Origin of the sequence: Marinomonas lutimaris (genome assembly GCF_019426345.1) — a bacterium.
Taxonomy (GTDB): domain Bacteria; phylum Pseudomonadota; class Gammaproteobacteria; order Pseudomonadales; family Marinomonadaceae; genus Marinomonas; species Marinomonas lutimaris.
Genome location: NZ_JAHLLW010000007.1, coordinates 108,269 through 123,213, shown reverse-complemented (window position 1 = coordinate 123,213; position 14,945 = coordinate 108,269). Strand labels below are relative to the sequence as shown.

Genomic DNA, 14,945 nt, shown 5'->3' with positions numbered 1-14,945 from the left:
GAGAGACCAGATTCGAAATTAATCTGGTCTCTTTACTTATTAGAGCTTATGACTAAATAAAGTCATCGTCACCAAAATCATCAAAGCCGCCCATGTCGTCAAATCCACCTTGATCAACACCGCCAGAATCAATGTCACTTTGATCCATATTAGCTTGATCGAAACCTGCCTGCCCAAAGCCTCGATTAGGGTCCAAACTCTCACCGTATTGATCAAAACCCGCCTGACCGAATCCACCTTGGTCTGCGCCACCGCTATCGGCGAAACTCTCCTGCCCAGAATCTGATGCGGGTCCAATATCTGGCTCTTGCCCAAGATCAGAGGCCGCAGGCGTTTCATTAATAACATTGGCCATGTCCGCTTCGGAATGATGGCTAAACATGTTCATCAACATATTCCCAACGACCATGCCACCAGCCACGCCAGCGGCGGTCTGCAAGGCGCCACCTAAAAAGCTACTACCTCGCCCAGTACCTCGCTGTTGGTTATAAGCTTGATTGCCTGCCTGTTGATTGCTGGGCTGTTGAAAGCCTGGTTGAGAGAAATTACCTCTCCCCCAACCTGAACCTTGTTTCACTGACTCTTGTGAAGCACCCTGCTCGCCACCAAATAACCCAGACAAGAATCCACCAGAATTAGGCTTTGCCGACGCTTTACGCTCTAGCTCTTCTACCCGAGTATTTAACTGCTTTAACGCGGCTTCTTGCATGATGATAGTTTGCGCCATGTAATAAGGAGCAGCTGGATTCGCAACAAGGTGTTTGTTAATCTGCGCTTCTGCTTCTTTGTCCCGCTCACCTGTGTTTTTCTCAGCAATATTAATACGCTCAAACAAACTATCAATTAAACCGCTCGCGTCGTTACTCATCACTTTATCTCCAACCTAAATATTACCTTTGCACAAAGGTCTCTAAAAATAGTCAGCAGGCAAATGAAAAAAGGGGCCTGCGATCTCTTAATGATAAGGCCACGCAGTACGCGAACAAGTGATTAAAGAGTCAGGAAAAAGGAAACAAGATCTTGAAATGAGATAAGATTTTTACTTAGTTGCGAACAATACACAAAGCACTAGGCTGAAAACAAAAACGCCAGATCAAGATATGATCTGGCGTTTAATATTTGTGATCAAATCGCATTGCTTATCGATCTTCGTCGTGCTCTTCACTTTCTAGATATTCATCTTCTTGCTCGTCAGCATCATCCCGTTTTGTACGTTGTGCTGGCGTGGCTAGAATTTCAAGGTAGAACTCAGTCCACTCTTTGCTTTCAGCAAAGCTGATTTTTTCATTGATTTGAGCAACATGAATCTCTTCAGCCAAGGCTTCGGTTTGACCAAAGCGGCAATCAAATCCCCAAAAGTCAGCGTATTCTGGCAATTTTTTATTGCGCTCTCTTTTTAAATATTTTTTAACTTCGTTTTTCGTTGCTTCGATTAGGCGTGGGTATTTGATGGTTGGGTGAGATAACTTAAAGGTCTTTTTCATTGGGATCCTAAAGGATTAAAGATCAGGAGCTGAGGTTATCATGCTCCCATTGCAGAGCATGATAACGGATCGCCTTATTTGTCGCCATGAATTAGTCGTTAAAATACACAGCTGCTGGCAATCCACCAGCCACATATCAGACAGTTTTACTTTAATTACCCGTTATTCAGTTTGATAAGCCATCAATAAACGATGAATAAAAGCCAACTTATCACGTACCGCTGGAACCAAGATAAAAGGATACAAATCCGGTTGCCCCATGCCACGGTTTAGGTTGTTTACTGCAAAAGTTAGCGGCACATATTGCGCAAGAATCTCATCGAAATTATCGTGTCGATAAGGATCAATATTCACCATTACAGCGAGATTTTGTCGATTTGAACCAACAGGCTGCAGACTCAAACCAAGATCACTGGCCATTTCCAGGGTATCGACAATATGCAGGTAATGCGCCCAAGTTTCTGCCCAATCTTCCCAAGCATGTGAAGACGCATACACACTCACGAAAGACTGCTGCCAATCTGGGTTTGGCGTTTTGTAATGAGCCTCTAACGCATCGGCGTAACTGGCACGATCATCGCCAAAAATAGCCCTAAAATCGGCTAAAACCTGTTCATCATCAAAAACCAGCTGATCCCAATAATAATGACCAATTTCATGGCGAAAATGACCTATAACGGTTCGATAAGACTCTTTCATGTCCTCGCGCATTTGCTCACGATCAACCGAATTGCCCTCTGCAGCGTTAATAGTCACTTGTCCAGAAGCATGGCCTGTCATGGCGCTCACATCTTCTGGCACCACGTTATTTTCAGAAATAAAATCAAACGACAAACCATCTTCTGGCTCCGTTTTTTTGCTGATCAAAGGCAAGCCAAGACGCAATATAGAATACACCAACCGGTGCTTAGCAAATTCTAACTGCTGCCACGCCTGACGCTCCTCTATTTTACCTAAATTAGGAATATGGCGATTCAATTCACACGCAACACAAAACGTACTGCCACCCTCTTCTACCAACCAGTTACACACTTGGTGCTGATGGTTCTCACAGTAATACCAACGCTTTGCAGGAATGGATTTATCAGCCATCGCATACCAAGCATTATCAACTGTCTTTAACGCGCTAATCACCAATTGATCTGGCAAAAAACCTAATGATGAAGAACATTGCTCGCAATGAGTGTTCTCAAATAACACCGTCTGTCCACATTGCTGGCAGCTGAAAATTTTCATAGTGCTCCTGCTATTAAAAGACTGTCTATAATTGCGTCCCGCTAGGATCATAGTTTACAGTACGGAAAAACGCCTACCTCTTTATTTGCGCGTATGGATGTTCTTTCCGTTAATCTAGCCATTGAGACAACACATTGCTGAAGAAAAATAACAAAAGCTTCACCACCATTTCAGATGTGGCAAAATACGCCAAAGTGGGTAAGACCAGTGTTTCACGTTACCTTAACGGGGAACAAGACAAATTATCAGAAGAGTTGCGAGAAAAAATCGCGCAAGCCATTGCTCATCTTGATTTTCGTCCTAACCATTCGGCTCGCATGCTCAGAGCTGGACACTCAAAACTGATCGGATTATTACTCGCAGATGTGACCAACCCTTATTCTATCGATGTGTTACAAGGAATAGAGCACGTTTGTCGCCGTGAAGGCTACATGCTGATGGTATGTAATACAGATAACAAAAAAGACTTACAAGACAGTTATTTATCCTTGCTCGAAGCCCACCGAGTCGATGGCATCATCGTCAACACGGCTGGCATGGCACAAAAACAAGTCAGCAACTTAAAGCGCATTTCCTGTCCTTTGGTATTGGTTGATAGGATCAATACTTCCCTCGGCTTCGATACGATCGGACTCGACAACGAAGCCGCAGCAAAAGAGGCTTGCGAACACCTACAAGCCCAAACTTATGAATCTATTTTAGTGGTTACCGAATCCATCGCAATTGATCCTCGCCAAGCAAGGGTCGACGCCATTCAAGCTTTCGCCAAAGAAAACGACAACATAACCTGCGATGTCATTGAAATCGAAAAGATGAGCGTCAGCTTATTAGTCAAGGTCATTACAGACTTCATCGCCGCTCACCCAAAGCACAAAAAAGCCATCTTCACCACCAACGGTGTTGCCATGATGAGTACAGCGAAAGCCTTGAAGCAGCTAGACATTCGCATCGGCACGCAAATTGGTTTAATCAGCATAGACGACCCAGAATGGGCACAACTATTCGAAGGCGGCATAACAGTCATGCGCCAGCCAACGCAACTCATAGGTCAAACCGCTTGCGAGCGATTGCTTGCTAGAGTTCAAGGTAACAACGAAGCCCCACAACACATCAAACTCAAAGCTGAGCTCATTGTTCGTCATTCCACTTAACGCTTTCACAAAACAGCCTTTAGACAAAATCAAATTGAACAAAAAATAGCCATAAAATTCTTTAAAAGCGATTGGCGAAGGCTATCCATGGAATCGATTCCATGATATCGTCTTTTGCCTAAAGTGTGATCACCATAATCATAAAAATCGATCCATAATGGAGTTACCATGAAAAAACTATTTACTCTGCTAACCGCTGCTGCCATTTCTCTCGCTGGATGCAGTGATGATTCAACCAAATCTGACACGATTAAAATCGTTGCTGCCCACAACCAAACCAACCTTTCTAGCCCATACCAAACAGGCATGCTGAAACTGAAAGAAGTCGCTGATAAATCAGGCCTTTTCAATGTAGAAGTACACGCAGGAACCATTGGTACCAATGAAAATGAATTGGTTGAAAAACTGGTACTTGGCGGCGCGGACATGGTTCTGGTTTCACCTGGCTTTATGACATCATCAGGTATTGAAGAAGTGGACCTGTTCTCTTTGTTGTACTTGTTTAACGATTACAGCCATTGGGAAAAAGTGGTTGATGGCAAAGTAGGTAAGGATATTGCCGACATCATCTATACCAAGTCTGGTGAAAAGTACCGTGTCGCCGCTTATTGGACCGCCGGTGTGCGTCACTGGTATGGCAAGCAACCGGTTAATAGCTTTGCAGACGTAAAAGGCATGAAAATCCGTACCCAAACATCCGGTGTGGTATCTCAATACTGGAAAGAAATCGGCGCAGTTCCAACCTCTGTAGCTTGGGCTGAACTTTACCAAGCACTATCAAGCAATGTGGTTGATGCGGCCGAAAACGCTTATCCCTACTTCGTTCCAATGGAGCACCACAAAACAGCAAATGGCAAATACATTTCTGAAACCGGTCACGACTACACCACTCGTCTATTGCTAGTGCGAAATTCAGTCTGGGAAAGCTTCAATGATGAACAGCGCGCAGCCTTCAACCAAGCAGTGAAAGAAGCGACTCAAGCGGAACGCCAAGCGTTATACAGTGAAGAGTCGACTTACAAGCAAAAAGCCATTGATGATGGTGCCATCGTTAATACGTTAGACCGCACTCCTTTCATTGAAAAAGCACGCTCTATCCAAGATCAGTGGGCGGCGAAAAATGGTATGACAGAGGTTCTTGAAACCATCCGTCAGACTAAATAACGCTCTCTGCTAGCCTAGCTCCGAGGACGCCTCGGAGCATCAAGGATATATGGTATGAAAATACTGACTAATTTTATTGCTCGACTCCAAATCAGTTTAGGCGTTTTGCTACTGGTGATTTTCCTCGCCGCGACCTTGATTCAAGTAGTTACTCGCTACCTAGGTATTTCGGTGTTATGGACGGAAGAAATCGCCGTGAATTCTTTTATCTGGGCCATGTTCCTTGGCACAGCAGTCATGGTAAAAGAAAACAAACACTTTGGTTTTGACGTTCTCACACATTATTTCCAAGGCGATAAGCGCTCGGTTTTAGTGATCATTCAGAATCTTATCATGTTGATTTTCTGTTTATTCTGCTCGCTATACAGCGTTGAAATCACTCAAGCATTTTGGAACTCGCGCTGGATCAGTATCCCTGAATTTCGACAAGGCTATGTATGGCTCATTATGCCAATCACCTTTATTAGCTCCAGTGTTTATCTGGTGGATAACATCTACAACGAAGCAAAAACATTATCTTGCTTCAAGGGGGCTTCATGGAACTCGCGCTAATCACCTTACTGTTTGTTGGTCTTATTATTCTTGGGATACCCATTGCCTTCTCTATCGGCATCGCGTCTTTAGTGGGTATCGGCACCATGACTGGCGCGCCAACGACCATGATCCCAATGAAGATGTTCTACGGCCTGAACTCTTATGTGTTGCTCGCTGTGCCACTCTTTGTACTAACAGCCAACATCATGAACAGCGGCCAGATATCTCATCGACTTATCAACTTTTCTATCGCCTTAGTCGGTCGTAAACCGGGCGGACTTGGTCACGCAAACGTGTTGGTATCTATGTTGTTTGCTGGTGTAAGCGGATCGTCTACCGCCGATACTGCTGGCGTAGGTAAAATCCTCATACCTAACATGATAAACAAAGGCTACAGTCGCGAAATGTCAGTTGGGGTTACCGCGGCTTCTTCTACCATTGGAGGCATTATTCCACCTAGTATTACGATGGTAATTTATGGCGGATTAACCAACACCTCTGTTGGACAATTGTTTATCGGCGGCATGGTTCCCGGAATTCTGATCGGACTTGGAATGATGTTTGTCATTAGTATTATTGCCAAACGTGACAACTTACCAAAAGCAGAAAAAATCAGTCGTACGGAATTTATAGCATTAACAAAAGATGCCATTCCAGCAATGATCACGCCTCTTATCATTATTGGCGGTATTGTTTTTGGTGTCTTCACTCCAACAGAAGCGGCCGCTTTCTCCGCCGTTTATGCTTACTTCGTCAGCGCGTTTTACTATAAATCCATCAGCCTAAAAGATTTGCCAAAGATTTTTACCGAAACATTAAAACTAAGCTGTTTATCACTCTTCGCTTTAGCTGCGGCCTCAGCTCTCGGGGAGTTTCTCGGCTATTACCAAATCAACGCGATGGTATCGGGATTTTTCAGTGGAATGGGCAGCAATGAATACTTATTCCTATTCATTATTGTGGCCTTCTTTCTATTTGTCGGTACCTTCATGGATGCCATTCCTGCCATGGTGCTGTTTGTGCCTGTTGTTTACCCTGTAGCACTTACATTAGGGGTCGACCCTGTTCAGCTTGGCATAGTCGTTATCATCACTTTATCCATTGGTTTAATTACACCGCCTTATGGTTTGTGTTTGTTAATAGCAAGCGCCATCGGTGAACTGTCCATAGACAAGTCATTCAAAGCGGTTATGCCATATATTTCTGTCATTATACTAGTACTGGTTGCCGTTATATTTATGCCATTTATGTTATTGATCTAAGAGAAAATCAAGAAGGAATCATCCATTATGGAAACAAAACAAACACACTCTTTTGTCACTCTTGGTGAAGCCATGGCCATGTTTGTGGCCAACACACCTGGCCAACTTGCTGACATAGAAGAATTCCATCGCTCTTTAGCTGGGGCGGAAGTTAACGTTGCTATTGGTATGGCACGTTTAGGTTTTGAAGCCAGCTACATTAGCAAAGTCGGTAAAGACAGTTTTGGTCAATTTATTCGCCAAGCGATCAGCAAAGAGAACATTCGTACGGACTGGATTTCTGAAAGTACCAATCACGCCACTGGCTTTATGCTGAAATCCAATGTCACCGATGGCAGCGATCCTAAAGTAGAGTACTTCCGTCGTAACTCTGCTGCGTCAACATTAAGCACTACTGACATCGACAACACCTTATTCAAAGCGGGCGCACATTTGCATCTTACTGGCATCTCTGCAGCCGTATCAGTATCGATGCGAGACGCAGCGAAACACGCGTTAGAACTCGCCAAAAAACAAGGCTGCAGCGTTTCATTTGATACCAACTTGCGCCCTTCCCTATGGCCTGATCAAGCAACCATGGTCGCCACTATTAATGAGTTTGCCTTTGCCAGTGACATCGTTCTACCAGGCATAGAAGAAGGCAAAATCCTCGCGGGTAGCGACCAACCTGAAGTGATTGCAGACTTTTATCTCCAGCATGGCGTCAAAACGGTTATCGTCAAACTCGGTAGCAAAGGCGCATACTTTAAAACCAGTAATGGTGAATCTGGCACCGTCGCTGGCTTTCCTGTATCAAAAGTGGTCGATACGGTTGGAGCGGGAGATAGCTTTGCCGTTGGCGTGATATCTGCGTTGCTTGAAGGAAAAACAATGGAACAAGCCGCTCGCCGGGGCAATCTGCTAGGCTCTTTAACTGTGCAAGTTCGTGGCGACAGCGAAGGCTTGCCAACTAGAGCCATACTAAGACAGTTAGAACAGGAGTCATAAAATGAAGAAAAAAGTCATTTTATACCGAGACATTCCAGCAGCAGAGCGCCAGCGACTCGATGATCAATTTAATGTCATCTTCTTTAATGGCATCAATGAAGATAACAAAGCTGCTTTTATCGCCGCTCTTGCTGACGCGGAAGGCTTAATTGGCACCAGCACCAAAATGAGCTCAGAGCTATTGAGCCTTGCACCCAAGCTAAAAGCCGCATCAACAATTTCCGTCGGCACAGATCTTTATGATTTAAATTATCTCACCGAACGTGGCATTCCCTTAATGCATACACCAGGCGTACTAAACGAAACCACCGCCGACACCATGTTTACTCTAATAATGTGCACAGCTAGACGCGCTGTTGAACTATCGAACATGGTGCGAGAAGGTCGCTGGACCAGCAATATAGGTGAAAACTTATACGGTACAGATATTCATGGTAAAACCCTTGGCATTATTGGCATGGGACGCATTGGTTATGCGATTGCTAAGCGTGGGCATTTTGGTTTTGATATGAAGATTCAGTACAGCAACCGAAGCCGCAAACTAGACGCCGAACAAGACTTAAATGCCACCTATATGGAGATGGAAGAACTGCTGAAAACATCCGACTTCGTCTGTGTAATGACGCCGCTAACCGCGGAAACCGAACGTTTGATTGGTGCAAAAGAATTCGCCATGATGAAGAAAAGCGCCATTTTCATTAATGGTTCCCGTGGCAAAGTGATTGACGAAGCGGCTCTTGTCGACGCCTTAAACAATGGCACTATTCGCGCGGCGGGTTTAGACGTCTTTGAAGTCGAGCCACTACCTGGTGACTCACCGCTTTGTAAACTCGACAATGCAGTCTTGTTTCCGCACATCGGCTCAGCAACGGCAGAAACACGCCTTGCTATGATTACTTGTGCTGTGGACAACCTGATCAATGCGCTTAATGGTGATATCTCGCAGAACTGCGCCAATCTACATTTGTTAGACAGATAGCCTTTTGGCTATCTGTTCTCTACTTCTATATTAGTCTGCTCGCTTCTTTTAATAACAATATATTGATCCAAATCAGCTGCCATAAAAATGGCTAATGCTACTCTTTCATTTATGGAAACCACTAAAGTCGAGAGGGATAGCATGTCTAAATCACCTGTTTTTAAAAACGAAAAAAATAACCTTTATTTGCCATTTATGAGCAGCTTCTACAATGCCTTTGCTCAACCATTTGGCTGGGTACTGTTTCGTATTGTTATCGGCGGAATGCTTGTTGTTGAGGGCTGGCCAAAGATCATAGCTCCCTTTGCTCAAGTCGGCTTTGTTGAAAACTTAGGCTTCTATCCAGGTTGGCTTTGGTCACCAATGTTGGCGGGGATGCAATTTTTTGGCGGTATGTTCATTGCGGTGGGTTTACTAACTCGACCAATCGCTCTGGCAAATGCTGTCATGTTAGCCATCACATTATGGTTCCATTTCGCTCATCCTTATGGCGATGCTTTATTAACTCAAGCAGGCATAGATGCGCTGAACTCTGGTAGTGATTTCTTTACTCCAAATGGCATAAAACGCTTAGCAGATGGCGGTGGCGCTTTTCTTACTTCAGTACAACTAAAAGCAGAACTGGCTTCTATTTTCTGGACTGCAGGCGCATTTTTAATCGCTGCGTTCGGTGGGGCTCATTTTTCACTAGATCGTCTACTTAAAAAACAGTTCTAACGTTTTATGCCATTTAAAAAAGGAAGAGATTTACGCCATCTCTTCCTTTCATTAATTCTTATTCTATCTTTCTAAATAAAAACTACAGTACAACCATTTTGGCTTTTAGTTCAGAAAAGCCTAGCTCATCTAAGCTATTGGATACATGATTAAAGAACGCCGATTTTTTATCTCCTTCCTCGCACTGATGTAACATCACTAAAGTACGATTAACCACCGTTATCAAGTTCTCCTTAAATACCTCGATTATGGATTTACTCAATGTCATATCCGTATCAAGCGCGCGGACCAAAAGGTCGTATTTATTCAACCAACGTTCTACATACGGTTTACAAAGGTCCCAACGTTCAGCATCAATGAGAAGCTCATCCAGTGAAGAAAATACCATCGCAGCCAATGGCTTGTCGGCTTGAGAATAGCGCTCGAATGTTGAAATAACATCATCGCAATCTAGCGCTCGGCAAATGGAGACATAATCGCGGAAATAATCAAGGCTCTTTGTTTCTTCGAACAAGCTTAGCGCTTTGCCTCTCCTCACTTCTAAATGTATTTTGGCCTCTGGCAGTTTCTCTCCGAGAGCTGCCCATTCAGACAAACAATAAGATGCACGAACACCACTTAATGAAACATCTTCAGCTAAGGCATGATCAAAAAAATACTCATACTGAGCCAACGCTTCTGGGTATTTTTCACTTTTAGCTGATTCTCTTGCTTGAATAAAAACATCCCAAATATTACCACTCATTTGATTTCCTTATTTTTAGATTCAAATTTTTTTATTTAAATCTATTACTGCTTAATCTTATTACCAATTCGACTAAACTCTTTTGAAAGCCAAATATAGGTGACTATACCAATCACATCAGATTCAGGAACAGTGCCCCAATAACGGCTGTCGTTACTATTGTCTCGCCAATCACCCAACACAAATACTTGGCCTTCTGGCACAACTCTTTCTGGCATAGAAATAGAGACATCACTGCGTCTGAAACTCTCATCAACTGAAGCAGCAAATTCAGGCTTACCGTTTAACATAACTTGACCATCTTTAATCGAGACCTTGTCATTCCCTAAGGCAACGATTCTCTTCGTAAATAACACTTGTCTATTATTGGGATAAGGCAATACCACCACATCGCCAACATTTAAAGACTGATCTTGTGTGTCAACGGCAATGTAATCACCAGGCTGAAGCGTCGGCATCATAGAGCGAGAGGGGACGTTATAGAGTTCGAAGCCCAACCAAGAGCCACGATAAGACATCAGAGTTTGACCAAGCGCTAGTACTAAAGCACAAATAGCCAGATACCAATACCAACGGTTATAAGGTTTCAATTCGTAGGCTTTATTAGCTAAAGCGAGTCGCACAGCACTGAACATGGCGTACAAATACAGGCACAGCAAAAATAGAATCAAAAGCCAAATGCCATAAGCTGTCGATAGCCAACCAAGCTTTCCAAATACAAAAAGTCCACTGATTTGCAGAAAAAACAGGCATAAACCTTTTTTAAGATCGCCTGCGTACACATGACCAAAGCCCGGCGATAGGATTGATAATGGTAATGCCACAATAGGCTTTCTTTTCTTAATCACGTATTGATTCCCTTCAATTATTACTGTTTGCCTGCAATCAACTTAACTGCGTATCATAAACCCACACGAAACCGAGAAAAACGCGCAGCATCAATGATAGACCAGAGATGAAATACCGCTCCAATCAACCACATGAAAAATAAAATAACGGTCGCGCCCAAGGCATAACTCACAGCAGTTGCCACAAAAAAGAACAATGCCATAAAGATTCGGCCTTGGACCAATTGACCTAATCCAGGAATAAAAACATTACAAAGTGCAGCAATTACATTGCCGCCAGAACCTTGACCAGACATAAGAGCTCCCATCATAAAACCACTAAAAAATTAAGAATAAGGACAAAACAGATAAATGAAAAGCACCTTCTATAAACGACCTTTTAAAAATATTCTTTCTTATCCTGATACGCCTGCTTTATATGCTCTATTAATAACCTCAGTTTTTCTGGCAGGTATTTAGTAAAAGGATAAATGGCGTAAACCCCCAGTCGGCGCGGTTGATAATCAGGTAAAATGGTGACTAGCTTGCCTTGTTGCAAATCTTCATACACACAACAGCGCGGCACATAAACAATGCCGAAGCCTGCCAAAGCGGCTTTGCGTAAAGCTTGGGCGTTATTCGTGGCGAAACTACCGCTGATGCGCACACTTTCTTCGATGTTACTTCGAGTAAAGCGCCAATCAAAAGAGCCTTGTGCTTGGTAGGTATAAGCCAAGCAATTATGGTCTCTCAGGGCCTCTAGGTCACTGACTTCACCATATCGCTCGATATAACTTGGCGAGCAACAAACCACCCAATTTGATTGAATCAAAGGCTTAGCAATCAGGCTTGAATCTTCGAGCTTGCCAGTACGAATCGCCAGATCCAATCCTTCACCAACCAGATCGACAAAGTCATTTTCAAGGCGCATATCCACGGTAATATTCGGATATTTTTGACAAAAATCCGCCACTGCTTCAGCCAATAGCAACTCCCCAGAAATCGTCGGTACAGACATTTTTATCGTGCCCGTTAAGCCTTGGCTAAATGCCGACACAGAAGCAATGGCATCGCTCACTTGGCCTTCAATATTTTTGGCGTGAACGTATAAGCTCTCCCCCGCTTCGGTCAGACTGAGTCGTCTCGTAGTACGATGAATTAGCTGCGCACCAAGATCTTGTTCAAGCTTACTAATGCGCTTACTTAAGGCTGGTGTCGACAACCCTGCTTGCTGCGCCGCTTTATTAAACGAGCCGGCATCGGCTACATTCACAAAAAGCGTTAAATCGGCTGCATTCAATATCCACCCCCTTTTTTATTAAGACGTTTTAAGAAAGAGTTTATTAGTTTATGTCGTATTTATTATAAATAGAACACAGTCTATAGTTAATAAAAAATAAAAGGAGCTGAATCCATGCGTCTCAAAGACTGCCATAACTTCCAAGACTTTCGCACCCTAGCCAAGAAACGCCTACCAAGCCCGATCTTCAATTACATTGATGGTGGTGCCGACGACGAGACAACTTACCGCCGCAACACGGCCGCATTTGAAACTTGTGACCTAGTGCCCAGCGTCCTGACTGGCGTAAAAGACGTAGATTTGTCCGTTACCGTCATGGGACAAAAACTCGCCCTGCCAATCTACTGTTCGCCGACTGCCTTACAACGATTATTTCATCACGACGGTGAAAGAGCTGTTGCCAATGCCGCCGAAAAGTACGGCACCATGTTTGGCGTGTCGTCCCTTGGAACGGTGAGCATGGAAGAAATTGCCAAGCAAACCACCACACCTCAGGTCTATCAATTTTACTTTCATAAAGACCGCGAACTGAATCGCGCCATGATGCAACGCGCCAAAGATGCAGGCGTGCAAGTCATGATGTTAACGGTCGATTCCATTACTGGCGGCAACCGAGAACGCGACCTTCGCACAGGATTCGCCATTCCTTTTAAATTAAACCTAAAAGGCATGCTGCAATTTGTTCTTAAACCCATGTGGGGCATTAACTACGTCACCCACGAGAAATTTCGTTTGCCGCAGCTTGAAGAACACATAGACATGGGCTCAGGCGCCACTTCGATTGGTGACTATTTTACCAACATGCTCGACCCATCAATGAACTGGGACGACGTGGCAGAAATGGTGAAATTCTGGGATGGAGAGTTCTGCTTAAAAGGCATCATGAGCCGAGAAGACGCTCGAAAAGCGGTAGAAATTGGCTGCACTGGCGTGATCATTTCCAACCATGGCGGACGCCAACTTGACGGCTCCCGCAGCTCTTTCGATCAGCTAGCGGAAATAGTCGATGAAGTGGGTGATGAAATCGATGTCATCTTTGACAGCGGCGTACAGCGCGGCACCCACGTACTCAAAGCCTTATCCCTCGGCGCAAAAGCCGTCGGCATAGGCCGCATGTACTTGTATCCACTCGCTGCCGCAGGACAGCCTGGCGTAGAACGCGCACTCGGTCTAATGAAAGCCGAACTCGAACGAGACATGAAACTCATGGGCAAAACATCAATTGATCAACTAACAAAAGAGAACTTGCGGTTTAGGTCTTAGCTTTCCGTTTTAAAAAGAGCAGTCTCCTCCCCTTATGTCTTCCAAGGGGGGGTTAGGGAGGGGTTAATTTGTACTGGTAACACCTAAATCCCTAAACTTTTCTTCGCTTCCTCAAGTGAAACCGTATTACCATCACGAGCTTCTTCCAAACCTTGATAAACATCACGAATAAAGCCAAGTTTTTCCGCAGTTTTTTCGTAGTCTTCTAAGCTTTGAATGACCGCAACGTCACGACCTCGTGGTGAAATTAGGCCTTAATCACTTATTGTCTTAATATCTACCGACAAAAGTGGAAAGGAAAACGGAGAAATGGATAAAAAATCATCTACAAAACAGACAGTAGCTAAACACATCATTGATTTCCTTCTTTGTGAAGGGCTGACTCTAATGACAGGTGCTGCACTCGGAGCAATAATTTCACTTGCTCTAACTTGGGAAGATGCAACAAATTTTTGGAGCATGATAGGAGCACTTCTTGCCGGACTAGGCACTATCGGTCTGCTTACTTTTGGTTGGATAAAAGGCAATGAGTGGCTAATAGATCTTAAACATCAAAAAAGACTTGAGCTTTCAATTGATTCAGGAAATAGATTACTTAGTTTTTGTCACGATTTAATTGAATATACAACCACAGAGTTCAAATATCAGCTCTTCAATCTCATGGATGATTATGAAAAATTTGGCCACTATACAGTTAAAGAAAAAAAAGAATATGAAGATCAAGAAGTACAAAAAATCCTAAAAAAACTAGAATTTGAAAAACTCAAACTTTTAAACATCCTGATTTATAAATTTAGTAAGATTGACCTTGAGCTTGAAACATTTTCAATACTAATAGATAACGATGAAGTTGAAAATGAATGCTATTCTTTATATGCAGCATCAATAAACATAAATCAGAAAATTAAAGACAGCGTAAAAGTATTATTTTGCTCTCAAAATGCAGTCGAAGCATCTAAACTACTTGAAGATGATATAGGTGATTTTTGCAACAAGCTAAAGGATCTCCACAGAATAACATTCAAGAACCTTCTCTTAAAAAATTAAAAATGCTCAATATCTAGGAAACTGATTATTACTTTGAAAGCACATCTAGCGTTTGTTCCAACTCTTGAGCGTTTTGCTACCGCTCTGGGTAAGAAACTCGAAATTCGTTTGGTGTAACTTTTCCATCTACAAAACTATAGAAAACCACTAACAACACCTAATAAATTGTTCTTGTCAGTATCAGAATAAGACTTTGTTAGTGGTTTTTTAATTTGAATATAAGCCTACAACTCTCCCACCAAGTCCCGC

General features: G+C 43.3%; 16 protein-coding genes. 9 read left to right on the top strand and 7 right to left on the bottom strand.

Annotation, left to right across the window (positions count from 1 at the left end; genetic code table 11):
- Positions 1-52: 52 nt before the first annotated feature.
- The 3 genes from KPL72_RS10365 to KPL72_RS10355 all read right to left on the bottom strand — a co-directional run bounded on the left by KPL72_RS10365 (position 53) and on the right by KPL72_RS10355 (position 2,720).
- On the bottom strand, positions 53-868 hold the full coding sequence (locus KPL72_RS10365; protein WP_219702682.1) for a DUF2076 domain-containing protein: 816 nt from the start codon (positions 866-868) through the stop codon (positions 53-55).
- 271 nt (positions 869-1,139) lie between these two features.
- On the bottom strand, positions 1,140-1,484 hold the full coding sequence (locus KPL72_RS10360) for a DUF6172 family protein (RefSeq protein ID WP_219702681.1): 345 nt from the start codon (positions 1,482-1,484) through the stop codon (positions 1,140-1,142).
- 162 nt (positions 1,485-1,646) lie between these two features.
- Positions 1,647-2,720, bottom strand: coding sequence for a zinc-binding metallopeptidase family protein (locus KPL72_RS10355; RefSeq protein WP_219702680.1), 1,074 nt, complete (start codon positions 2,718-2,720; stop codon positions 1,647-1,649).
- Between the two features lie 134 nt (positions 2,721-2,854).
- Here KPL72_RS10355 and KPL72_RS10350 point away from each other — a divergent pair, with 134 nt between their 5' ends.
- From KPL72_RS10350 to KPL72_RS10320, 7 genes are all read left to right on the top strand, one after another.
- A complete protein-coding gene (locus KPL72_RS10350) occupies positions 2,855-3,871 on the top strand; it encodes a LacI family DNA-binding transcriptional regulator (protein ID WP_219702679.1) in 1,017 nt (338 codons plus the stop codon).
- A gap of 168 nt (positions 3,872-4,039) precedes the next feature.
- A complete protein-coding gene (locus tag KPL72_RS10345; protein WP_219702678.1) occupies positions 4,040-5,035 on the top strand; it encodes a TRAP transporter substrate-binding protein in 996 nt (331 codons plus the stop codon).
- A gap of 54 nt (positions 5,036-5,089) precedes the next feature.
- Positions 5,090-5,587: a TRAP transporter small permease gene (locus tag KPL72_RS10340; protein ID WP_072840685.1), complete on the top strand. Its 498-nt coding sequence runs from the start codon at positions 5,090-5,092 to the stop codon at positions 5,585-5,587.
- Complete coding sequence (locus KPL72_RS10335) at positions 5,572-6,831, top strand: TRAP transporter large permease (RefSeq protein WP_212916390.1); 1,260 nt, start codon at positions 5,572-5,574, stop codon at positions 6,829-6,831. The genes KPL72_RS10340 and KPL72_RS10335 overlap by 16 nt, the downstream gene beginning before the upstream one ends.
- 27 nt (positions 6,832-6,858) lie before the next feature.
- Positions 6,859-7,818: a sugar kinase gene (locus tag KPL72_RS10330; protein WP_219702677.1), complete on the top strand. Its 960-nt coding sequence runs from the start codon at positions 6,859-6,861 to the stop codon at positions 7,816-7,818.
- 1 nt (position 7,819) lies between these two features.
- Positions 7,820-8,797, top strand: coding sequence for a 2-hydroxyacid dehydrogenase (locus KPL72_RS10325; protein WP_219702676.1), 978 nt, complete (start codon positions 7,820-7,822; stop codon positions 8,795-8,797).
- Positions 8,798-8,938: 141 nt separating this feature from the next.
- Positions 8,939-9,514, top strand: coding sequence for a DoxX family protein (locus tag KPL72_RS10320; protein WP_219702675.1), 576 nt, complete (start codon positions 8,939-8,941; stop codon positions 9,512-9,514).
- An 82-nt stretch (positions 9,515-9,596) separates the two neighbouring features.
- Here KPL72_RS10320 and KPL72_RS10315 read toward each other — a convergent pair whose 3' ends face one another.
- The 4 genes from KPL72_RS10315 to KPL72_RS10300 all read right to left on the bottom strand — a co-directional run bounded on the left by KPL72_RS10315 (position 9,597) and on the right by KPL72_RS10300 (position 12,386).
- Positions 9,597-10,259: a hypothetical protein gene (locus KPL72_RS10315; RefSeq protein WP_219702674.1), complete on the bottom strand. Its 663-nt coding sequence runs from the start codon at positions 10,257-10,259 to the stop codon at positions 9,597-9,599.
- Between the two features lie 44 nt (positions 10,260-10,303).
- A complete protein-coding gene (gene lepB, locus KPL72_RS21435; RefSeq protein WP_219702673.1) occupies positions 10,304-11,107 on the bottom strand; it encodes a signal peptidase I in 804 nt (267 codons plus the stop codon).
- A gap of 53 nt (positions 11,108-11,160) precedes the next feature.
- Positions 11,161-11,403 (bottom strand): hypothetical protein, encoded by a 243-nt coding sequence (locus KPL72_RS10305; protein ID WP_212916395.1) that lies wholly within the window; start codon positions 11,401-11,403, stop codon positions 11,161-11,163.
- An 83-nt stretch (positions 11,404-11,486) separates the two neighbouring features.
- A complete protein-coding gene (locus KPL72_RS10300; protein WP_219702672.1) occupies positions 11,487-12,386 on the bottom strand; it encodes a LysR family transcriptional regulator in 900 nt (299 codons plus the stop codon).
- A gap of 114 nt (positions 12,387-12,500) precedes the next feature.
- Between KPL72_RS10300 and KPL72_RS10295 the strand changes: the two genes are divergently transcribed.
- Complete coding sequence (locus KPL72_RS10295) at positions 12,501-13,649, top strand: alpha-hydroxy acid oxidase (RefSeq protein ID WP_219702671.1); 1,149 nt, start codon at positions 12,501-12,503, stop codon at positions 13,647-13,649.
- Between the two features lie 309 nt (positions 13,650-13,958).
- A complete protein-coding gene (locus KPL72_RS10290) occupies positions 13,959-14,696 on the top strand; it encodes a hypothetical protein (protein WP_219702670.1) in 738 nt (245 codons plus the stop codon).
- Positions 14,697-14,945: the final 249 nt, after the last annotated feature.